Raw genomic sequence first — 19,139 nt, forward strand, 5'->3', positions numbered from 1 at the left:
TCAAACATGGTAAAAATCTCTGAAAAGGTCGCCGAGAAAGTTCAGGCGACCATCCCGATCGACCTGCAGATTCAAGGTGCACACGCCTACGACAAAACTCGGCGTTGGGTGACCGGTACGAACGGGAAGAAACTCTTTGTAGAGCGTCCTATTCCGCCGGCCGAGGAGGTCGAACTCGCCGACATCGATCTCAGCAATCCTTTTCTCTATCGCCAGGGGCGCTGGCAGTCATACTACGAGCGCCTGCGTAACGAAGCTCCGGTCCATTATCAGCGGCACAGTGCCTTCGGCCCGTTTTGGTCCGTCACCCGGCATGCCGACATCGTGGCCGTCGACAAGAATCATGAGGTCTTCTCCGCTGAGCCATTGATCGTCATCGGGGTGCCGCCCCGCTTCCTGGATATCAAGATGTTCATCGCGATGGATCCACCACGCCACGACCTGCAGCGGGCGGCTGTCCAAGGGGTGGTCGCACCCAAGAACCTACGGGAAATGGAGGGTCTGATTCGCTCGCGCGTAAGGGAGGTGCTGGATAACCTCCCCGTGGATCAGCCGTTCGACTGGGTTCACGACGTCTCGATCGAGCTGACCGCTCGAATGCTTGCGACCCTGCTGGACTTTCCGTACGAGCAGCGTCGCAAGCTTGTCGAGTGGTCGGATCTGGCAACCTCGATGGAGCAAACCAACGGCGGTCCCTCGGACCTTGACGAGACGTTCGTCGGCATGCGCGCCATGGCCCGAGATCTCAGCCGGCACTGGCACGACAAGGCGGCCCGGACCGGTGCCGGAGAAGAGCCTGGGTTCGATCTGATCACCATGCTGCAGAGCAATGAAAGCACCAAAGACCTGATCGACCGGCCGATGGAGTTCTTGGGCAACCTTCTGCTGCTGATCGTCGGAGGCAACGACACGACCCGGAACTCGATGAGCGGCGGCGTTCTCGCGTTAAACCGCTACCCGGACCAGTTCGAGAAGCTGAAAGCAAATCCCGACCTGATCCCCAACATGAACTCCGAGATTATCCGATGGCAGACGCCACTCGCCTACATGCGCCGGATCGCCAAGGCCGACACCATGCTGAATGGTCAGTTCATTCGCAAGGGTGACAAGGTCGTGATGTGGTACGCATCGGGAAACCGCGATGAGCGCGTATTCGATCGGCCCGACGACTTCATCATCGACCGGGACAACGCCCGCAACCACATCTCTTTCGGGTTCGGCGTCCACCGCTGTATGGGCAACCGGTTGGCCGAGATGCAGTTGCGGATCCTGTGGGAGGAGCTGCTTCCTCGTTTCGAGAAGATCGAGGTCATTGGTGAGCCCGAATACGTGCAATCCAACTTCGTCAGGGGAATCAGCAAGCTGATGGTCCGCCTCACCCCGAAAGCCGGCGCATGACTTTGCATCGAGCGGTCATCGTGGGCGCCAGCCACGCGGGCGCCCAACTGGCGGCCAGCCTTCGTCAAGAAGGATGGGACGGCGAGATCGTCCTCGTCGGCAATGAATCGGCAGCGCCCTACCAACGCCCTCCGCTGTCGAAGGCATATCTGGCCGGGAACTGCACAGTCGACAAGCTCGCGATCCGCAGCGCCGAGTTTTACACAAAGCTGCGAATCGAAGTTCTGGATGCGACGGTGGAGGCAATCGATCGCGCAGCGGGTCACCTCTCGCTGAGCACCGGCGAGGTGCTGCCCTACGACAGGCTCGCGCTGTGCACGGGCGCGCGCCCCCGTCGGCTCTCCACCCCAGGCGCCGACCTGGCCGGAGTCTTCTACCTACGCACCGCGGCGGACGTCGAGATGATCCGAGACGCCACCAGACCGGGGCGTCGAGCCGTGATCATCGGCGGCGGTTACATCGGATTGGAGACGGCTGCCTCCTTGCGTGCGTTGGGTCTAGAGGTCACCGTGCTCGAGGCGACGGAGCGCGTCCTCGAACGGGTGACCGCCCCGGAGGTATCGGCGTTCTTCGACCGGATCCACCGGGAGGCGGGCGTCAACATCCAGACGGGCGCGCGGGTCGAGGCTCTGTCTGGCGACGGCAAAGTCGGCGAAGTAGTCCTGGCCGGTGGCGAATCGATTTCCGCCGACCTCGTCATTGTCGGCATCGGCGTTGAGCCGAACACCGAGCTCGCCGCTGCCGCGGGCTTGGTCGTCGACAACGGCGTCGTGATCGACGACCAAGCCCAGACCAGCGACTCCGCCATCATGGCCGCCGGGGACTGCGTCAGCCACGACATGGCTCGTTACGGCCGCCGTATACGTCTGGAGTCCGTGCCCAGTGCGGCCGAGCAGGCCAAAGTCGCGGCGGCGACTTTGTGCGGGAAGTCCAAGAAGATATCAGCGCTGCCTTGGTTTTGGTCAGATCAATACGACCTCAAGCTCCAGATCGCGGGTCTCAACACCGGGTACGACGAGGTGGTCCTCAGCGGCGACCCGACCCGCGACCGCGACTTCACCTGCTTCTACCTGCGTGCCGGCGAGCTCATCGCCGCCGACTGCATCAATCGCCCCCGCGACTTCATGTTCAGCAAGCGGGTCATTACGCAGCAGGTCCCCGTCGAACGGGCCGAACTCATGCTCGCCGGCTCGGTCTGAGGTCATGGCTGCATGGGCGATGGGACGGCGACTGCGATTGCGACGCGTGTGTCGGAGACGAACGTCAGCGAGAACCGCCATCCAACTCCGCTGGCCGCGGGGACTGGCTAGCGGATGCCGCCGGGCACCTCGGCGGTGTTACCGCAGCGCATCAGAAGCTAGTGGAGGTCGCCAACAGGCGTGACGATTTTTGCGGGGGGAGCATCGTCTTGAGTCGATGCTCGCGACTGTTCTGTTCTGACAACGAGATTGGTGGAGATTGACGGTGGCGGTATTCAAGGACGAGGACGAGGTCTATGCCTTCTTGGGTGGGATCTTTCAACGGGGCTTGGAGAAGGAGGGACTGGCGGACAAGCTCGCAAATTCGGGTGTGGTGTTACGGGTGCACTACACCGATCCGGACGCGGTGGTAACGGTGGACATGCCGAAGAAGGTGGTGGAGACCGGAGCGGCCAGTACCGCGGTGCCCAACGTGGAGTTGTTCATGTCGGCGGACACTGGAAACAAGTTCTGGCTGGGCAAGGTGAACCTGACGATGGCGATGGCCAAGGGGACGGTGCGCGCAAAGGGCCCGGTGCCGAAGTTGATCAAGTTGATTCCGCAGGCCAAGAATCTGTTCCCCGAGTACCGGTTGATGCTGCAGAGTCAGGATCGGCAGGACCTCATCGATGCGTGACCGTCGCCTCATCAAGGGTTGTCGGGCGGGCTCTCGATGAGGAGCACGATGCAGGACGTTGCGTTGACGGTGCCCGCGATCGTGGCCCATGCTGCGGCAGTCCATGGCGATCGCGAGGTGTTGACCGCACGCGGACCCCAACAGATCTCTGGGGTGTCGTATCATGAGTTGGGGCAGCGTGCGGCGCGGTTGGCGAATGCGTTGCGCGAGATAGGCATTTGTGGAGACGAGCGTGTCGCGACGCTGCAGTGGAGCAACCAGGAGCACCTGGACTGTTACGCGGCGGTGCCGTCGATGGGTGCGGTGCTACATACGTTGAATCTGCGGCTGCCACCTGAACAGCTGACGTGGATCGCCAATCATGCCGAAGATCAGGTGATCATCGTCGACGGTACGGTGCTGAACCTGTTGGCGGCGGCGTTGCCGTCGATGACCTCGGTGCGCACGGTGCTGGTGACCGGCACGGGTGATCTTACCGCAGTGCAGGGCTGCGGAAAGGACGTCCTTCGCTACGACGATGTGGTGGCAGCCCAGCCGAGCACGTTCGACTGGCCCGACGTCGACGAGCAGTCGGCCGCAGCGATGTGCTACACGAGCGGTACTACCGGGCACCCGAAAGGCGTTGTCTACAGCCACCGTTCGACGTGGTTGCACTCTCAATCGGCGTGCACCTCGAACGCCTTGGGCATCGGTCATGACGACACGGTGTTGGCGATCGTTCCGATGTTCCACGCTAATGCCTGGGGGTTGCCGTATGCGGCGATGATGGCGGGGGCGCAGCTTCTGCTGCCTGACCGTTTCCTGCAGGCGGGGCCATTGGTGGAGATGATCGAGGCGGCCCGGCCCACGATGGCGGGCGCTGTGCCGACGATCTGGACCGATGTCTTGCACTACCTGCGCGACAATCCCGGCCACGACGTGAGTTCGCTGGAGATGGTGGCGTGCGGTGGTTCGGCGGTTCCGAGGTCGTTGATGACTGCCTATGACGAACTGGGCATCCGAATCGTGCAGGCCTGGGGGATGACTGAGACCTCCCCGCTGGCTGCGGTCGCTCTGCCGCGGAACACCGACACCCCGGAGAGGTCCCTTTACCTGCGGGGAACCCAAGGCAGGGTAGTGGCCGGTGTGCAGGCGCGCATCGTTGATGACAGCGGTGCAGAACAACCTTGGGACGGACTGTCGGTGGGGGAGATTCAGATCCGCGGCCCGTGGATCACTCAGTCCTATTACGAGCATGACAGTCCGGCGGTGTCGCCGGACGGTTGGTTATGCACCGGGGATGTCGGGACCATCAGCGCCGATGCGTTCATCACTCTCACCGACCGCGCCAAAGACGTGATCAAGTCTGGAGGGGAGTGGATCTCCTCGGTGGAATTGGAGAACGAGTTGGCCGCTCACCCTGCAGTACGCACCGCCACGGTGATTGGAGTGCCCGACGACAAGTGGCAGGAACGGCCGCTGGCAGTGGTGGTCCTGGCCGCTGACTGCACCGCCACCGCTGCGGAGTTGACTGAGTTCCTGCGTGCACGGGTGGCCAAGTGGTGGCTACCGGAACGGTGGGCGTTCGTCGCCGACGTTCCGTTGACGTCTACTGGCAAGTTCGACAAGAAGAAGCTGCGCCGCCAGCATGCCGACGGTGAGCTCGCCGTCGAGACGCTGGCGTGAACCATCCACTGCTACGGAAGCACCGACGTTGAGGAGAGGACACACATGAAAACACGCGCTGCCGTGCTCTGGGGCTTGGGAGAGAAGTGGGAGGTTGATGAGATCGAGCTGGATCCGCCCGGTGCGGATGAAGTGCTGGTCCGGTTGACCGCCAGCGGGTTGTGCCATTCAGACGAACACCTGGTGACCGGTGATCTGCCGTTTCCGCTGCCCGTCGTCGGTGGTCATGAAGGCGCCGGCACCGTGGTCGAGGTGGGTGCAGGTGTCGAGGACCTGGCCGAGGGCGATTCGGTCATCCTGACGTTCCTGCCGTCTTGCGGGCACTGCTCTTACTGCGCGCGCGGGATGGGAAACCTGTGCGACATGGGTGCGGCGATCATGATGGGACCCCAGATCGACGGCACCTACCGCTTCCATGCCCGCGGCGAGGATGTCGGCCAGATGTGCTTGCTGGGCACGTTCTCGGAATACACCGTGGTGCCGAAGGCCTCCTTGGTCAAGGTTGACCACGGGACACCGTTGGACAAGGCGGCCTTGATCGGTTGCGGTGTCACGACCGGTTACGGCTCGGCGGTACGCACCGGTGACGTGCGCGCCGGGGATACCGTGGTCGTGATCGGCGCCGGCGGCATCGGCATGAATGCGATCCAAGGCGCCCGCATCGCTGGCGCGTTGACCATCGTGGCTGTCGACCCAGTGGAGTTCAAGCGCGAACAAGCTGGCGGTTTCGGCGCGACGCATGCCGTTGCCACCATCGATGAGGCCTGGTCACTGATCAGCGACATCACCCGTGGCAAACTCGCCGACGTCTGCGTCTTGACCACCGACGTCGCCGAAGGGGCCTACACCGCTGAGGCGCTATCACTGGTCGGTAAACGCGGCCGTGTGGTCATTACCGCGATCGGACACCCCGAAGACACGTCGATGTCGGGCTCGCTGCTGGAATTAACGCTGTATGAAAAGCAGATCCGCGGTGCCCTCTACGGCTCGTCCAACGCCGCCCACGACATCCCGCGGCTCGTCGAACTCTACAACTCCGGACAACTCAAACTCGACGAGCTGATCACCCGTGAGTACACCCTCGATGAGATCAATGAGGGCTACGACGACATGCGGTCAGGCCGCAACATCCGAGGACTCATCCGATTCTGACAGAGCACCGAAAGCAGGGAAGCGCAAAACGGCACCAAGCGAGCTCAGTACAACGATGGCGATGCTGCGGGTCAGGGGCTCTCACCGTTGACGCTTTGATGCGGATAGCGATCGAAAGCAATGTTTCCCATAGTCATAGGCGGTCGAGCTGCGCGGGTGAGATTGGCTGCGGTCGACCAGTTCTGGCACCTACCGCCAGCCGCGACGCCTTGATGGAACGTAGCTTTCGATGAGTCTTAACAGTGCTATTGGACAAGAGAGGAAGCGGCGATGGCGAGGATTGAAATTCCCTATCCCCACAGGAGAGGAGGGCACTGTGGTTCCGGTGCGCTGCGTGACCTTACTGAATGGGCACAACTAGGATGGGGGACAGAAACACTCAGTGAAGGATTGGTCTTCACCCTCGGCGGAGCCTTGGACTTCTCGTACGTCCGCTCTACGCAATTGTTTCCCCAGATCTACCTGGTAGGACGAGGAAGCGACCTGGAAAAAGACTACCTCTCCCGAGTTGGTGCAAACTGCGTAGTGCGATCGACCGATGACGCAGACGTGGGATGGTCATTTGTTACCGACGAAGTCGACAAGGGCCGACCCGTCATGGTCTGGGCTGACATCGGCGAACTTCCTTACCTGCGCGTCCGATTGCACATGAGCCGTCACGACATCGTCATCACCGGATATGATGACGAACAAGGGGTTGCCTATGTGGTCGATAATGACCGCGAGACCACCCAAACGGTGGCTTATGACGACCTGCGCCGGGCGCGGTCCTCGGTAGGGTTCCCTACACCGACCCGGCACACCACATATCACGTCGACTGGCCGGAGCGAGTGCCCGACCTTGGGCCGATTGCCGCCACTGCATTAGCCGCGAGCGCAGCTTTCATGCGCGGCGGTGCCGTAGGTGCGCCGCTACTGCGCATCGAGGCAGCTGAAGTCGAGGCCTCCGGTTTGAAGGGTGTGCAGGAGTTCGCCGATGACGTACGGCATTGGCCAACGGTGTTTGATGACGACGCCCTGACCGCGGCATTGTTCGGGCTCGGGGCGTTCATCGAGAAAGCCGGAACCGGTGGCGGGCTCTTTCGTATGCTGCAAGCACAAGGTTGCCAGAATATCGCCGATCTCCTCGGGGACGCCGCCGCAGCCGAAGCGGCGGCCGCGGCCCGACACGCTTCCCAAGCGTGGTCTGAGCTTGCGGCCGCAGCCACCGATGCCGGCACATCGCTACGGAGTCGTAGTCTCGCTGCGGCCAAAATCGCCGCGACGATCCCGGACTCCGAAACACGCCTCGTCGAAGCCCTCGAAACGGCCAGTCGATCCGTTGGCACTGTCGATACCGGCCTCGAGGCTTATCTGAAAGGCTATCTGTGAGCGACACTTCAAACGAATCGAGTTTCCTGGAGACAACTGGGTTCCTCGATTGGCAGCACGACGATGTACAGCGCTTCACCGAGGACGCGGTCGGTGACGTTCGTGACCCTGTGCAGAAGGCGAGGTTGATCTTCACCGCTGTGCGGGACAGGATTTGGTACGATCCCTATAGCACCGACGACGATCCCGAGCATTATCGGGCGAGCTATGTAGCGACAGCGTCGAGGGCGTATTGCATACCGAAGGCGGTGCTGCTGACCGCGGCAGCTCGTGCGGCGGGCATTCCGGCCCGGCTCGGATTCGCGGACGTGCGCAACCATCTGCAGACCACCACATTGCGTGCCCGGATGGGAGGTACCGACGTGTTCGTCTACCACGGATATAGCGAATTACAACTCAACAACCGCTGGGTGAAGGCCACTCCGGCGTTCAATGCCGAGCTCTGCGCGCGATTCGGTGTACCTCCGATCGACTTCGACGGCCACACCGATGCGCTCCTCCATGCCTACGACGGTGGGGGAAGCCAACACATGGAGTACCTCAACGACCGCGGTTGGTACCACGATCTCCCCTTCACCGACATCGTTACAGAGTTGCATCACCGGTACGGCCCGCTCATGGCTGGCGCTGGAGCCCAGCGTGACGCCTTCTCCCAGGAGTTGTGAGGCGCTGCGGACTGTGTGCCAGTTCATTGTGACGCGATCTGGCCGGCTATGAATACACTGCAGTCCAAGGGATTACGGGCAGGACCAGATAGCCGACAGTGTCCTAATCGGAAGGTGTGTCGCAGCGATGATCTCGGCGGGCTAACGAGTCCTACATACATATCTACCGGCGATCAGCCCAGTCGACGCCGGCGCAATTCTTCAGTCGTGTGGTGAACCACGCGCTACGAGGGTCTATTTAGGAGGGTTTCGTCATCGAAGAGCAAGCGGAAGAAGATTCGGCCATCGCATGGTGGCATAGCTTTCAGGATCGTGCTGTCGCCGCCGACGGCGACTACCTTGATGCGCACCACCCGTGGTGCCTTGGTTGCGGCACAGACAATCCGCACGGTCATCGCCTGCGAGCGCGTCGGCATGGCGACGGGGTGGGTGCCAGGCATATCTTCGACGGCAGACATCGCGGCGCACCCGGTATCGCACATGGCGGCGCAGTCATGACCGTACTCGACGACATGGTGGGCATGTTGCTGTACGTCGTCGGTGAGATGGCCGTCACCCGCAGGTTCGATACCGAGTTCTACGCGCCGGTGTTGCTGGGGGTCCCCTACGAGGTCAGCGCGGAGCTGGTGTCCAAGACCGGCCGGAAACTCGAAGTCCGGACAGAATTGCGCGAGGAGACTACCGGTCAGCTAGTCGCGTCCGCCTCAGGGTTATTCGTCGTCGTCACGATGGCGCACTTCACTAGTTCCATACAGAAGGCGACTTCGACACCCTGCATTGTGCGGTCACCCAGGGAGGGAAGATGCTGAGCACCAGCCTTGGAGGTGGCGCACGGCTGGCCGCGCGCGTTCCACGTCTCTTACCCCGCTCGACGCAAACATCATCAACGCACTCATGTACCTGGTCGCCGAGGATCACCTCCACCAGACGGCGGCCACGGGTCAGCGCCGTCGTATTCGACGGCCCGCGCCCGCGCACAGGAGACCGGTCATGAGCACCTACGGCCTGTCGGTTCTCGGCGCGGATTTGAAGTCACTGGCCCAGACCGCACACGCCGCCGATGCGGCCGGGTTCGACGCCGTATGGGCCTCGGAGTTCTACTCCCGGTCGGGTTCGATCTCCATGGCCGCGATGGCCAACTGCACACAGAACTGCCGGATCGGTTCCTCCATTCTCTACGGCGTCGGCCGAAGCCCCCTGGTGCTGGCCACCGAGGCGCGTGATCTCGACGAACTCTCCAACGGACGGCTGGTGCTGGGCATCGGCAACGGCACCAAGCGGATGATGAGCGACTGGCACGGCGTGCCCGACACCTCCGCGCCCGCGCTGCGGATGGAAGAACTCGTGATGCTGCTGCGCCGGATATGGAACCTGCATGAAGGCCCGATCCATCACGAGGGTCGTTTTTACAGAATGAATCTCACGCCGACCGGCGACGTGGGACCCTCCAGCCGGCCGATCCCGATCGTCACCGCCGGTGTCCGGCCTCGGATGTGCGAGGCGGCCGGGCGGGTGGCCGACGGGCTGGCCGGACATCCCCTGTTCACCACCACCTACGTCGAGGAGATCGTCCGGCCCGCTATCGCCAGGGGTGCCGCGCACACCGGCCGCGACCCCAATGACGTGGAAATCATTTCCATGGTGATGTGCGCCATCCACGACGACGCCGAGGTCGCCAGGCGCGAACTGGCGCAGCAGATTGCGTTCTACTCCTCGGTCAAATCCTACGAGACGGTACTTGATGTGAACGGCTTCGCCAGCGAAGGCCGAACCATCCGGGAAGCATTCGCCCAGCGCGATTTCCCGGCGATGTTCGCCGCGGTGTCCGAGGAGATGATCGACACCATGGGCGTCGCGGGGACGGCACACGAGGTCCGTGAACAGCTGAGACGCTACGACGGCGTCCTCGACCACATCATGCTGTATTCACCATCGGTTGGCATCGCTCCCGAGCGCGTGCAGCAAAACCTCGACAGCATCATTCGGGAATGCTCGCCCGCCTCGATGTCGCCAGGGCAGTCCGGTCCACGTTCAATCTGATCCACGCATTGCCGCCGAAGTTGACCCGTCCCCGTCCGCGGTCGCATTTAGTGCGTCTGTCGCGCCGACCCCGCCGACGGTTGTGCGGCGTTGTTGAGGATGTTGGCGTCGTCGCTGTCGGGGAGGTCGTGGCGGACCACGCGTACCCGCCCCCGGGGTAGGCATGCCATGTAGCCGTGGCGCTTGCCGTACAACTCCCATGCCGTTTCCTCGGAATCGGGGTCGACGTCGATGCTGTGTCCACGCGAGAACCTCAGGTGTAGCCCTCCATCGTCGCCGGACCAGGCCTGAGTGCACACCGCGCCGGCGAGGTTCAACAACGGGCGTTCGTCAGTCGCGATCTTGAGTGGATCGATGCGTACCGCTTCTGCGGGATACGGGTCGACCGCAGGCAGTGTCAGCAGCAAGGGGCACGAGATGACAATCTCGTTGTAGTCGTCCAGGTCCAGGACCAGGCCGTCGCGCACGGAGACGCGTTGCACGACACAATTTTCGATCCATTGGGTATACATGGCACTCTCCTTCGCCGCGTCATCGAGCCTCGCCCTAAGGGTACTTCAGGTAGCGCTGCGATACTACTAGTATCGTTATGCGGTTTCCGCGGGTCGTGCGCGGCTGGTCACCACGCGCCGAGTGGCCAGGTCGATGCGTTCGCGAGTATCGGCGGCCGACGCTCGGTGGCCACAAAAGGCCACGAGGTTGGCCAGCCACACGTCGGAGATGATCGCGGCGATGTGTAAATCGGCTGGAGTCGGTTCGCCGCCCCTGAGCGTGCGGGCCAGCAGGGTCTGAATTTCGGCGGCGGCGCAGTCTAGTTCTGCGGCTGCCCGGGTGTCTGCAACGGCGAACGCTCGTGTCATGGCTGATGTCAGCCAGGGATCGCGCTGCCAGCGGTCATGTAGGTGTGTGGTGAGACGTTCGAGCCGTTCCAATGGCGTGCCGTCACCGCTAGCCCAGTCGTCAGCCGAGTCGAGTCGGCGAAACTCGCGCGATAGCGCCGCCACCAACAAGTTGGTCTTCGCCGGGAAGTGGCGGTAGAGCGTGCCGACGGCGATACCGGCCCGCTCGGCGACCGACCGCATCTGAACCGCCTCATAGCCACCTGACGTGGCCACGAGCAGGGCCGCGTCCAGAATCGCTTCCCGGCGCTGGGTGGATGAATGCGAGGCGGGCGCTACAGCGGTCCGCGTCCGGCCGCCGGCTGATTTTGCCTCCAGCGGTCGGGTTTTGCCATGGCTGCGAGAAAGGGGGAGCGTCATGGTCGCCCGTCGTCGAGGCCGCCGTGACGTGAGAACTGTTCGAGAAGGCCGCCAAAAGCACTGACGTCGCCGTGCGCAGCGAAGTGATCCTGGCTGACCGCGACAAATACCGCAGTGGCGGTGAAGCGGTTGGCCCCATCGGAATCAGTGCCCGTCGCCATGACGTGCAGAGCCCGTCCTTCGCGGCACCGGATGTGGGCGGTGATCCTGTGGGGTTGATGCAGAGGTACCGGCCGCAGATACTCCACTGTCAGGCTGCGAGTCACCGCTGGTGTGCCGGCGATCCACAATGTGAATCCCAAGACGTCATCGCACGCCGCCGCAACTGCTCCGCCATGGGCCAGCCCAGGAGCCCCGATGTGGCGCTCGTCGAAAATCACGTCGGAGTACACCGCGTCGCCGCGGCGGTGCACCACCAACTGCAGTCCGTGGGGATTGTCGGGGCCGCAACCCATGCACGTTGTCGTGTGCGAAGGTAACCGCTTCGGCAGCGACGCGCTTTCCGGCACAATCACGCTCCAATACTATCGGTTTCGCTTCGATACCGTTAGTACCACACTGCTAGACTGCCAGGACAGCATCGCGTGAAATCGACCGCCGAGGTGAATGAGTGAGCGACAGTCAGCCAGCGCCGGTCCCTGACGATGACGTGGACCCGCGGCGAATCCGGTCTCGAAATCGACTGCTGGATGCAGCCGCGACCCTTCTGAGCACTGGCGGCGTGGAAGCCGTCACGATCGATGCCGTCACCAAAGCGTCCAAAGTGGCCAGAACCACGCTTTACCGCCATTTCCAAAGTTCGTCGCACCTGCTCGCAGCCACGTTCGAACGCTTGCTTCCCCAGGTGGCGACTCCGGTACCGACCAGCGGCCCTCTGCGTGACCAGTTGATCGAATTGCTAAGCCGCCAAGCCGCTCTTTTCAACGACGCGCCACTGCATGTCACGACGCTGGCATGGCTGTCCCTTGGTCCCACCGGCCCGACGAACGAAGCCGATGATCGACACACATCCGGCGCGTTGCGGGCCCGAGTCGTCGACCAGTACCGGCAACCGTTCGACGCCATACTCTCTAGCCCGACGGCGCAAGCCGAGTTGGAGAACTTCGACCGAGAACTGGCGCTGTGCCAACTGGTCGGCCCACTGGCGTTTGCCCGGATGACCGGGATTCGCGGCATCACTCACGACGACTGCGAGAACCTCGTCGATGGCTTTCTCGCCGCCCACTGCAAGAGCGACGATGGCGAGACCAAGCGCGTGAAGGCCGCCAGTCTGCATGCAGGGCGACCGCTCGCATAGCCCTCTAGCGGCAACGAGTTTCACTGCGCCCAGTCTGGCTGGTCTTCGAACTTTCCTCTGCACTCCAGTCACGTCGGCGATGGCACCGGCGAAATGTTCGCCGTCACTCGCTAGGGGCCGTGCACGCAGATCGCAGGCATGCCCACGACGACTATGTCGGGCCAGGCGACGTGAACCGCCTCAGCGTTCGCAGTGCGGTTGCTCGCGTTGAGACCCCGTAGCACTTTCGTCAATGGCATTGCGGATCGATGCGTGTTTATCGTCCGACGAAAAGTGATCGTGCTGGCCCCAGAGTGCAAGAGGTGTGTCGGAATTGGAGGAACTGGCTGGCAGGGATGGCTTGGTGGCAAGCGGGGCGGGTTACTCGGCAGTGACGACAGCGGCCGGGGCGCGCCATCGGAAGTGACGCTGAGCGACGCGCGGAACTGAGACGAATGTGGCTGTGGTCGTGGACGAAACCTCGTGTTGCTTCGTAGGTTGTCGACATGACTGCTGTGTCGAAACTGGAGGCGCGTCGTCGCGCCGTCGAGGCGCAACGCCGAGCGAACGAAGTGCGAGCGCAGCAGGACCGTGCCAACGCCGATGACGCGACCGCCGTTCGGGCGTTGATCGGACGCCTGCAGGATGTGGACGAATGGCAGGCCCGTCGCGTCGCGCAGTCTCGCCAGCAAGCGGAGGCGGAGGCGCAGCGCAGGCGCAGCCGCTATTACGCGGAAGCCTGTGCATCGATCAAGGACATGCGGGAACGTGGCGCGACGTTGGCGGCTATCGCCGAGCTGGTCGGTGTTGATGTCAGAGAGATACGCGCGCTGCTGCGCAGCAAGGCGGCGAAAGCCGTTAAGAAGCAACCGGCTGCGCGCGCTGATGCATGGCGCGACGCTCGTGTGGACACGGAGTGGCCGCGGTGCGTGCGATGCGATGTGTTGATGATGGATCCTGAAGACAGGCCACGTCGCGGACGCTGCCGGCTCTACTGCTCGGACACGTGTCGGCGCGACTCATCTGCTGCACGCATGGCTGCCGAGCGCCACGGAACGCCGATCCGCGTCGTCGAGGTGCCGAGGGCCGGTTCCGCGACCGACCTCGCCCTGACGCCTGAAGATTCACCGGCTCCTGTCCCTGTCAGCGCGCTCGACGCCGCAGACATTGCCTCCCGGGACGAGCGGGCGCTGTGCACGCTGCTAGCGAGGCTCACGGAACGGGCACGGCACAAGGACCTCGACCGAGCGACTCTGACGGCGGCGCGTGATCTCGCCAAAGCTGTTTATCCGTATCGCGCCTGAACGGCTCAGCAACCGTATCGATCATCTGGTCGTCAACGCCCGTTGTGCCCGCGTGATGCGCGCTGCGTAACCTGGGTCACGTGGCAGATAACCCGCCAGGCAATCGATGTGCGTCCTGCGCAACATCGGCATCGGCGTTGCCGAGCGCCCTAGGGCGGATCCGTCGCCAGTGAGCGCAGTCGCTCGTAACCTGCCTTCTGACTCCGCGATCCGGCCGGGAGCGGACCGCGGCGTGCTTCGATAGGTACGTGGGGCCACCCTGTCCGAAATCAGCTGTGCGATTGGTGAGGCGGACACCCCGAGTGGGTCTATGCAAACCGTCCGCGCTCGAGAGTCGGCGCTTCGATGGGTACCGACGCGCGATAGAGTCGCACGGGGCATTTGTCGACCGTGAGGAAATGGATTGGTTCCCAAGTAATCCCGGCGGCGTTCAATGACTTCCGATGGGACTTCCATTCGTCGCGAAGCGGTTTCTTCTCCGACGGTCCGAAGCGGACGTCTGTCAGCACGAGTAGTCGCACACGCTTCGGATACAGTGTGGTCCCCTCGACGATCTCCAAACGAAGCTGTTCGACGTCATCGCACCAGTCCTGCGACTTCTTCGCCTTCGAAATGAGTTTGCGCAGAGCTTCGAATACCGGACCGGCAAGCGCATCGTGCACAGCAGGCCGGCCAAGTTTGCTGGCAAGGCGCTGTCCGAGAATGAGCTCGTCCTCAATCGAGGCGAACCCCACGACCGGTTCCTGCGCAGCGAGCAAACCCTTGCTGACCGGAACGATCGCGCGCAGGTCCACGGCCCAAACCGCTCCAGGAACCGGAGGCTCACTTAGCCAGACGTAGTCGGAGAGCTGATGGTCTTTGATCTGCTGGACCTTCTCCGTCGAAAAGACTGAGATGTCGCGTACCGGGCATGCCTGCACCAGCGGATGCCGCATCCCGGGACCGCCCGCAATGTCGCAGGTCTGTGACACCACCGCGGCATACCCGCTGTCACTCAATGGTGCTGACCGAGCACGCACCTCACCCAACGCTCCATCGGCAGCGGGTTCTCCGGTTACAGGGTCGTCTACCCACGCTGGGACGATCCATGCGCCGCGATCCATCGGGAGAAGATGCCCTTGCCGCCACCGCTCCAGAGCGAGAAGCGTGTGCGGGGGCCATCGCTCCGGCAGGAGTCGATCAATAGTCACCGGGCGAATCCGTCCTCGACGTTCTCGGTCACCACCGGACCACCGGTTCGAATGATCGGTGTCTCGACGTGTTCGGCGATCCCCTCGTATACCGAAGTGCCGATCTCTCGCCGAGGGAACGGCGTCCGATCCACAGCCAGGTCAACGAGGTCGTCGAACCGGCCGTCGAGTAGTGCGGAGGCTCGCTTCTTGTCGGCACGCAGCCACCTGTTCATCGGCTGGTCCAGTGTGCTGCGGAGGTCGTCGACGGCGTCCGCCAACTCCCACAGTCCACCCAAGCTGGCTACACGGGGCCGGCTGGCGGGGGGCTTTGCCGCCCACGAGTGGAACGTGCGCTTGTTGATGCCGGTGGCCTTGAACATCTCCTTCTGCGTTAGGCCCAGTTCGGCTCGGATTCGTTCGAAGGCATCAAGAACATCGACCGTCTCGTCGACCTGTTGCTCGTCGGACAGCACCGTATCGATGAATGTATACGGCATCGTCAACCACAGCGCCGAGCCCGGAAGGTTCATCTGCCCGTCGAGACTCTTGAAAACTTCGACGCGAACCTGATCCCATCCGCACGGGTCGAGGGCTCCAGAGAAATGCGCGACGACATCCCGCAACCCCGGCGATGAACTCATCTCCACGAACGTGCTGGACCAGAGTCCGTCCTCGCAAGGGGCCGGGTACAGGCCCTTTTGTGCTCGGGCCCAGGAAGGTGACCGGAGCACGCGGGAGCCGGTCGGCTGCTGCTCCATGATCGTCATTTCGCGCTCCCTTCTCGAAGCTCTTTCAGGTAGGTATCGGTAACCGACGCCTGAAAAAGTGACAACGAAGTGCGGTTCAGCCGCTCCGCTGAGATGACGACCTCTCGCACGTCGAACGTGAATGAGGAGTGGCGGAACACGTCCGTATCGAGTAGATACTGCACGCACTTGCCCGAATCATCGCGAACTGGTCCATGCCGCAGCAACGCGCCGTGATGATCATCAAGCCGGATCTCCACCTGCTGTTGAGCACCTCGAACACTGCCGCCGAACACTGGGTTAAGCACAGGGCCCAGAAGGGTGTCGTCGATCCGGCCACGCCAAGCCTCTGCAGAGTTGAACCCACTGTCATGGAAGCGGTCGACGTACCGCAGACCGATGCGGTGCACCAACGATGGCTTGACTAACCGTCCGAGAGATTCGACCAGAACGGTTAGCGGAGCCTTCATGCTGGTACGCCACCGCTCGTAGCGGTTGACCTGCATGATCAGGATGTCGGGCATGAGCGTGACGTGTGCTCCGTCCGCGGAAGCAATTTGCCACCCACTGGACTCCGCTGCCACCTGGGAAACGCCGTTGGCCCCGAAGTCGATCCTCATCTGCTGTTGGACGGTGGGTTGAATGCTCGGGAAGTCCACCCCCGTGTTCTCCACAAGGTCGTCCCGGAAAGCAGCGGCGACCTCCGGTGTGATCTCGTCGGTACGGGCGGTATACCGGATCTCGATCACTGCGACTTCGAGGGGAGCGTTTCCGAGCAGGGTCGGATCGGCCGAGGGCAGCCCCCCCAATGGAACGTCCTCAGCTGGGCGAAGTGTGTGTGGATCGATGGTCATACTGTCCTGTCCATAGAGATGCACCTTAGATGCACCTACCGACAAGTGTAGGCGCTATCGTCAGAGATGAGGAGCAGGAGAGGCAGCGGCCCCCGGTCCGGAAATAGCGAACGCGGCTTCAAGGGATCTATGCGCCGCTCGATCGCATCTCGTCTGTCGACACGGGAGTGCGAAAGGCCATTTCGAAGCGGATGGTGCCGCCGCAAAACGGAACCTACCTAAGGACGGCTTAGGCGCAGTGTGCTGCTCTGCCGCCGTTGGGCCGGCCCGCACGCCGTCAGAGAGCCATTTGCCCTTCCAACACCGTGGGCTGTCAACGCGGCGATCTCGGCAGGTAGGTCAGCCACGAAGCGGAGCTCCAGTTCGTCGATTGCGTCTCGTCGCGCCGCTTCGAGAAGCAGGGTCGCATCGTCACGATGGGGGAGAACTCCGTGATCGCGCGCATAGCGATCTGTGACGGTATCGATGAGATCGTCCAACGAGGTGGTGAGAAGAAGCGCATCGTCGCCGGCGTGGCGCTCTGCGAACTCCTCGCGGCGTTCGCTGGACCATGTTGCTGGATAAGAAAGATCTGACAGATACAGCTGCTTGATGGCCGCCTCCAACTGGCCTGACCACCCGTAGTCAGGCCAGTCGTGGATGACCGCCTGGACGATCGCGTCGAATTGCGTGCTCACGAAGACCACTCCTCCCGTTGAGGGACCTGGTCCAGATTCTGCCCGATGGTGCCGACGCCGCTAGCCCGACAAGCGCGGTCACGACGCCTCGACGTCTAGATCGTCGGCTGAATGACCCTTCGGGACAGTCTGGCGGTGCGCGGGCAGCTCTTGAACAGAGGACGACTGCTCCCGCGGAGCCGAAATGCGCGAGGGACGCGAGGATTGCGAGTGTTGTTTGGCCGACACATCTTTGTAGGGCGGGTAGACGGTCCACAACAGGACATTCCGATGATTTCGAGCGCCATCGTCTTCGATCGCCCAACCCAGACTCCGTAGCGCGGGTGCGTGCCGTCGTAGGACGGCCGTGACATCCCGCCCGTTCCGGGGCCACTCCTTCGGCCTGCGCCAGGTGTCGCCGGTTGGCGTGACTGTCGCCAGCAGGTCGCCTCCGGACTTTGCGACGAGCGGTTCCCGGATGTGCAGCCGTAGCTGTTCGATGAACGGGTCGGCGGACAGGCTGTCTTCGGAGAGTTGATTGGCGCGTGACAGGTAACGCCGGAAGCCATGGGTCGACAGAATCTCGTCAACGGCCGCCAGCGTGCGACTGAAGTCCGCCATCCGTGGCGACACGTCGACCGAAATGGTTTCCAGCCGTTGATGGACGACGGCGGCCAGATCGAGAAGCCCGCCCAAAATCCCTGGTAGAGCCGTGCGCCACTGTTGTCGCATCGTGGCTTCCGGTTGTCGCATGTGGCGATCAATGCGTCGCAGGTCGACAGTCGCCAGTCGCTCCGCGAGGTCGGGCCGCACTGCTCCGACGTCGATGCCGTTGATGATGACGCACCGCCGAAATTTGATGACTGCGAGATCGGAGTCTGTGTACAACGCCCGTTTGACGTTGCCGTCGCCGGTGGCGGCGCGGCACAGAGAATCCGACAACCACGGCGAGATAGTCGACAGGTTGTCCAAGGCAACGACCCACGAACCGGAGGCTGCAGTGACCCACGAGTCGGCGTCACGCGGTGCCTGCCGCAGGGGGACCGGTGACGGGTCGATGAGATCGACCAGCATGCGCGTGGTTGTGCTCTTGGCGCTGCCCTGCTCGGCGAACAGCGCCAAGATCGGGTGGGGGACGTCCGTCTGGACAAGAGCGGCAACGAGGGCAGCAAGGAGGACCGGTCGGTCTTCAAAGTCGACGTTGACGAAATCCCAGAGCTTCTCGACATTCCCGCCCTGAGCCGGCAGCGGCATCGCCCCGGTCAACTTGGTACGCAGAAAGCGCACAGGTGCCCGTTCGGTGAGCGTCCACCGGCCCTGTCGGATACGAATCGTCTGGACATCGGGCCGTCCGGTGTCGATGTAAATGGTGCCGTCATCGTCAGCGACGCGGAGGTTGAGGCGTTCGGGCGGCTTCGTGGCAGCCAAACCTTCGAGGATCAGGGTGGCGTCAGTCAGCGCCTGGCCGCCGGCGACCGCGCCGGTTTCGGCGAAGTACCGTGCGGCGAGGTCGGCGCGTAGACCGGCCTTGCCGGCGCGGAGCAGCATCACCAAGTGCGGGCGGTCGCGGTCAGCGCCGAACGGCTCGCCCTCTTCTGAGAGCCCGAGCAGGTAGCGTTCCTGTGCCATGCTGACCAAGCGTGCGGCTACCGACTTCTTGTCCGTCTCGGTGTTGTCGCTCATAGGATTTCCTGCATACGGTGCTT

General features: G+C 62.9%; 20 protein-coding genes. 11 read left to right on the forward strand and 9 right to left on the reverse strand.

Annotated features, from left to right (window positions below; all coding sequences use genetic code 11):
* The first annotated feature begins 6 nt into the window (after positions 1 to 6).
* The 7 genes from JOF57_RS27985 to JOF57_RS28015 all read left to right on the forward strand — a co-directional run bounded on the left by JOF57_RS27985 (position 7) and on the right by JOF57_RS28015 (position 8,126).
* Positions 7 to 1,398, forward strand: coding sequence for a cytochrome P450 (locus JOF57_RS27985; protein WP_011895434.1), 1,392 nt, complete (start codon positions 7 to 9; stop codon positions 1,396 to 1,398).
* The gene (locus tag JOF57_RS27990; protein ID WP_067992193.1) at positions 1,395 to 2,597 is read left to right on the forward strand and encodes an NAD(P)/FAD-dependent oxidoreductase; all 1,203 of its coding nucleotides are present in this window, start codon (positions 1,395 to 1,397) and stop codon (positions 2,595 to 2,597) included. Before JOF57_RS27985 ends, JOF57_RS27990 begins: the two co-directional genes overlap by 4 nt.
* Positions 2,598 to 2,862: 265 nt before the next feature.
* The gene (locus tag JOF57_RS27995) at positions 2,863 to 3,273 is read left to right on the forward strand and encodes an SCP2 sterol-binding domain-containing protein (RefSeq protein ID WP_067992196.1); all 411 of its coding nucleotides are present in this window, start codon (positions 2,863 to 2,865) and stop codon (positions 3,271 to 3,273) included.
* A gap of 48 nt (positions 3,274 to 3,321) precedes the next feature.
* Entirely contained in the window at positions 3,322 to 4,938 is a 1,617-nt protein-coding gene (locus JOF57_RS28000; RefSeq protein WP_078290122.1) for a fatty acid--CoA ligase, read from the forward strand.
* A 45-nt stretch (positions 4,939 to 4,983) separates the two neighbouring features.
* Entirely contained in the window at positions 4,984 to 6,090 is a 1,107-nt protein-coding gene (locus tag JOF57_RS28005) for an NDMA-dependent alcohol dehydrogenase (protein WP_067992199.1), read from the forward strand.
* Between the two features lie 270 nt (positions 6,091 to 6,360).
* Positions 6,361 to 7,461: a BtrH N-terminal domain-containing protein gene (locus JOF57_RS28010; RefSeq protein WP_067992202.1), complete on the forward strand. Its 1,101-nt coding sequence runs from the start codon at positions 6,361 to 6,363 to the stop codon at positions 7,459 to 7,461.
* On the forward strand, positions 7,458 to 8,126 hold the full coding sequence (locus JOF57_RS28015; protein WP_043985051.1) for a transglutaminase-like domain-containing protein: 669 nt from the start codon (positions 7,458 to 7,460) through the stop codon (positions 8,124 to 8,126). Before JOF57_RS28010 ends, JOF57_RS28015 begins: the two co-directional genes overlap by 4 nt.
* Before the next feature lie 224 nt (positions 8,127 to 8,350).
* On the opposite strand, the gene JOF57_RS28020 is transcribed toward JOF57_RS28015, so the two are convergent.
* Complete coding sequence (locus tag JOF57_RS28020) at positions 8,351 to 8,584, reverse strand: hypothetical protein (protein WP_162291742.1); 234 nt, start codon at positions 8,582 to 8,584, stop codon at positions 8,351 to 8,353.
* On the opposite strand from JOF57_RS28020, the gene JOF57_RS28025 reads away from it, so the two are divergent.
* Both JOF57_RS28025 and JOF57_RS28030 read left to right on the forward strand, forming a co-directional pair.
* Positions 8,552 to 8,935: a PaaI family thioesterase gene (locus JOF57_RS28025; RefSeq protein WP_078281697.1), complete on the forward strand. Its 384-nt coding sequence runs from the start codon at positions 8,552 to 8,554 to the stop codon at positions 8,933 to 8,935. The two genes, JOF57_RS28020 and JOF57_RS28025, sit on opposite strands and share 33 nt — an antisense overlap.
* 181 nt (positions 8,936 to 9,116) lie before the next feature.
* Complete coding sequence (locus JOF57_RS28030; protein ID WP_062655119.1) at positions 9,117 to 10,166, forward strand: LLM class flavin-dependent oxidoreductase; 1,050 nt, start codon at positions 9,117 to 9,119, stop codon at positions 10,164 to 10,166.
* A 47-nt stretch (positions 10,167 to 10,213) separates the two neighbouring features.
* Here the strand turns inward: JOF57_RS28030 and JOF57_RS28035 are convergent, their stop codons facing one another.
* The 3 genes from JOF57_RS28035 to JOF57_RS28045 form a co-directional block, all read right to left on the reverse strand.
* Positions 10,214 to 10,678, reverse strand: coding sequence for a DUF6188 family protein (locus JOF57_RS28035; protein ID WP_062655118.1), 465 nt, complete (start codon positions 10,676 to 10,678; stop codon positions 10,214 to 10,216).
* 75 nt (positions 10,679 to 10,753) lie between these two features.
* Positions 10,754 to 11,425: a TetR/AcrR family transcriptional regulator gene (locus JOF57_RS28040; RefSeq protein WP_067992207.1), complete on the reverse strand. Its 672-nt coding sequence runs from the start codon at positions 11,423 to 11,425 to the stop codon at positions 10,754 to 10,756.
* Entirely contained in the window at positions 11,422 to 11,880 is a 459-nt protein-coding gene (locus tag JOF57_RS28045) for a PaaI family thioesterase (protein ID WP_218620378.1), read from the reverse strand. Before JOF57_RS28045 ends, JOF57_RS28040 begins: the two co-directional genes overlap by 4 nt.
* Positions 11,881 to 12,035: 155 nt before the next feature.
* On the opposite strand from JOF57_RS28045, the gene JOF57_RS28050 reads away from it, so the two are divergent.
* Both JOF57_RS28050 and JOF57_RS28055 read left to right on the forward strand, forming a co-directional pair.
* Positions 12,036 to 12,722 carry a TetR/AcrR family transcriptional regulator gene (locus JOF57_RS28050; RefSeq protein ID WP_067992211.1) on the forward strand — a complete coding sequence of 229 codons (687 nt, stop codon included), beginning with the start codon at positions 12,036 to 12,038 and terminating at the stop codon, positions 12,720 to 12,722.
* A 485-nt stretch (positions 12,723 to 13,207) separates the two neighbouring features.
* Positions 13,208 to 14,005, forward strand: a complete 798-nt coding sequence (locus tag JOF57_RS28055; RefSeq protein WP_067992214.1) for a coiled-coil domain-containing protein — start codon at positions 13,208 to 13,210, stop codon at positions 14,003 to 14,005.
* 308 nt (positions 14,006 to 14,313) lie between these two features.
* On the opposite strand, the gene JOF57_RS28060 is transcribed toward JOF57_RS28055, so the two are convergent.
* The 5 genes from JOF57_RS28060 to JOF57_RS28080 all read right to left on the reverse strand — a co-directional run bounded on the left by JOF57_RS28060 (position 14,314) and on the right by JOF57_RS28080 (position 19,116).
* Positions 14,314 to 15,108 carry a hypothetical protein gene (locus tag JOF57_RS28060; RefSeq protein ID WP_070953155.1) on the reverse strand — a complete coding sequence of 265 codons (795 nt, stop codon included), beginning with the start codon at positions 15,106 to 15,108 and terminating at the stop codon, positions 14,314 to 14,316.
* An 83-nt stretch (positions 15,109 to 15,191) separates the two neighbouring features.
* Positions 15,192 to 15,944, reverse strand: a complete 753-nt coding sequence (locus JOF57_RS28065; protein WP_043985060.1) for a helix-turn-helix domain-containing protein — start codon at positions 15,942 to 15,944, stop codon at positions 15,192 to 15,194.
* Positions 15,941 to 16,777, reverse strand: a complete 837-nt coding sequence (locus JOF57_RS28070) for a TIGR04255 family protein (RefSeq protein WP_070953156.1) — start codon at positions 16,775 to 16,777, stop codon at positions 15,941 to 15,943. The genes JOF57_RS28065 and JOF57_RS28070 overlap by 4 nt, the downstream gene beginning before the upstream one ends.
* Positions 16,778 to 16,995: 218 nt before the next feature.
* Positions 16,996 to 17,454, reverse strand: a complete 459-nt coding sequence (locus JOF57_RS28075) for a transposase (RefSeq protein ID WP_131822210.1) — start codon at positions 17,452 to 17,454, stop codon at positions 16,996 to 16,998.
* Positions 17,455 to 17,532: 78 nt separating this feature from the next.
* Positions 17,533 to 19,116 carry an AICE element replication initiation protein gene (locus JOF57_RS28080; RefSeq protein ID WP_067992223.1) on the reverse strand — a complete coding sequence of 528 codons (1,584 nt, stop codon included), beginning with the start codon at positions 19,114 to 19,116 and terminating at the stop codon, positions 17,533 to 17,535.
* Positions 19,117 to 19,139: the final 23 nt, after the last annotated feature.

This window comes from Mycolicibacterium lutetiense (genome assembly GCF_017876775.1).
GTDB classification, from domain to species: Bacteria; Actinomycetota; Actinomycetes; order Mycobacteriales; family Mycobacteriaceae; genus Mycobacterium; species Mycobacterium lutetiense.

Excerpts from the sequence above, each read along its gene's own strand:
- JOF57_RS28070 (WP_070953156.1), bottom strand. The coding sequence starts at position 16,777 with ATGACCATCGATCCACACACACTTCGCCCAGCTGAGGACGTTCCATTG.
- JOF57_RS28080 (WP_067992223.1), bottom strand. The coding sequence starts at position 19,116 with ATGAGCGACAACACCGAGACGGACAAGAAGTCGGTAGCCGCACGCTTG.
- JOF57_RS28010 (WP_067992202.1), top strand. The coding sequence starts at position 6,361 with ATGGCGAGGATTGAAATTCCCTATCCCCACAGGAGAGGAGGGCACTGT.
- JOF57_RS27985 (WP_011895434.1), top strand. The coding sequence starts at position 7 with ATGGTAAAAATCTCTGAAAAGGTCGCCGAGAAAGTTCAGGCGACCATC.
- JOF57_RS28055 (WP_067992214.1), top strand. The coding sequence starts at position 13,208 with ATGACTGCTGTGTCGAAACTGGAGGCGCGTCGTCGCGCCGTCGAGGCG.
- JOF57_RS28020 (WP_162291742.1), bottom strand. The coding sequence starts at position 8,584 with ATGTCTGCCGTCGAAGATATGCCTGGCACCCACCCCGTCGCCATGCCG.
- JOF57_RS28060 (WP_070953155.1), bottom strand. The coding sequence starts at position 15,108 with ATGGATCGCGGCGCATGGATCGTCCCAGCGTGGGTAGACGACCCTGTA.
- JOF57_RS28005 (WP_067992199.1), top strand. The coding sequence starts at position 4,984 with ATGAAAACACGCGCTGCCGTGCTCTGGGGCTTGGGAGAGAAGTGGGAG.
- JOF57_RS28000 (WP_078290122.1), top strand. The coding sequence starts at position 3,322 with ATGCAGGACGTTGCGTTGACGGTGCCCGCGATCGTGGCCCATGCTGCG.
- JOF57_RS27990 (WP_067992193.1), top strand. The coding sequence starts at position 1,395 with ATGACTTTGCATCGAGCGGTCATCGTGGGCGCCAGCCACGCGGGCGCC.
- JOF57_RS28065 (WP_043985060.1), bottom strand. The coding sequence starts at position 15,944 with ATGACGATCATGGAGCAGCAGCCGACCGGCTCCCGCGTGCTCCGGTCA.
- JOF57_RS28040 (WP_067992207.1), bottom strand. The coding sequence starts at position 11,425 with ATGACGCTCCCCCTTTCTCGCAGCCATGGCAAAACCCGACCGCTGGAG.
- JOF57_RS28035 (WP_062655118.1), bottom strand. The coding sequence starts at position 10,678 with ATGTATACCCAATGGATCGAAAATTGTGTCGTGCAACGCGTCTCCGTG.
- JOF57_RS28030 (WP_062655119.1), top strand. The coding sequence starts at position 9,117 with ATGAGCACCTACGGCCTGTCGGTTCTCGGCGCGGATTTGAAGTCACTG.
- JOF57_RS28045 (WP_218620378.1), bottom strand. The coding sequence starts at position 11,880 with ATGGGTTGCGGCCCCGACAATCCCCACGGACTGCAGTTGGTGGTGCAC.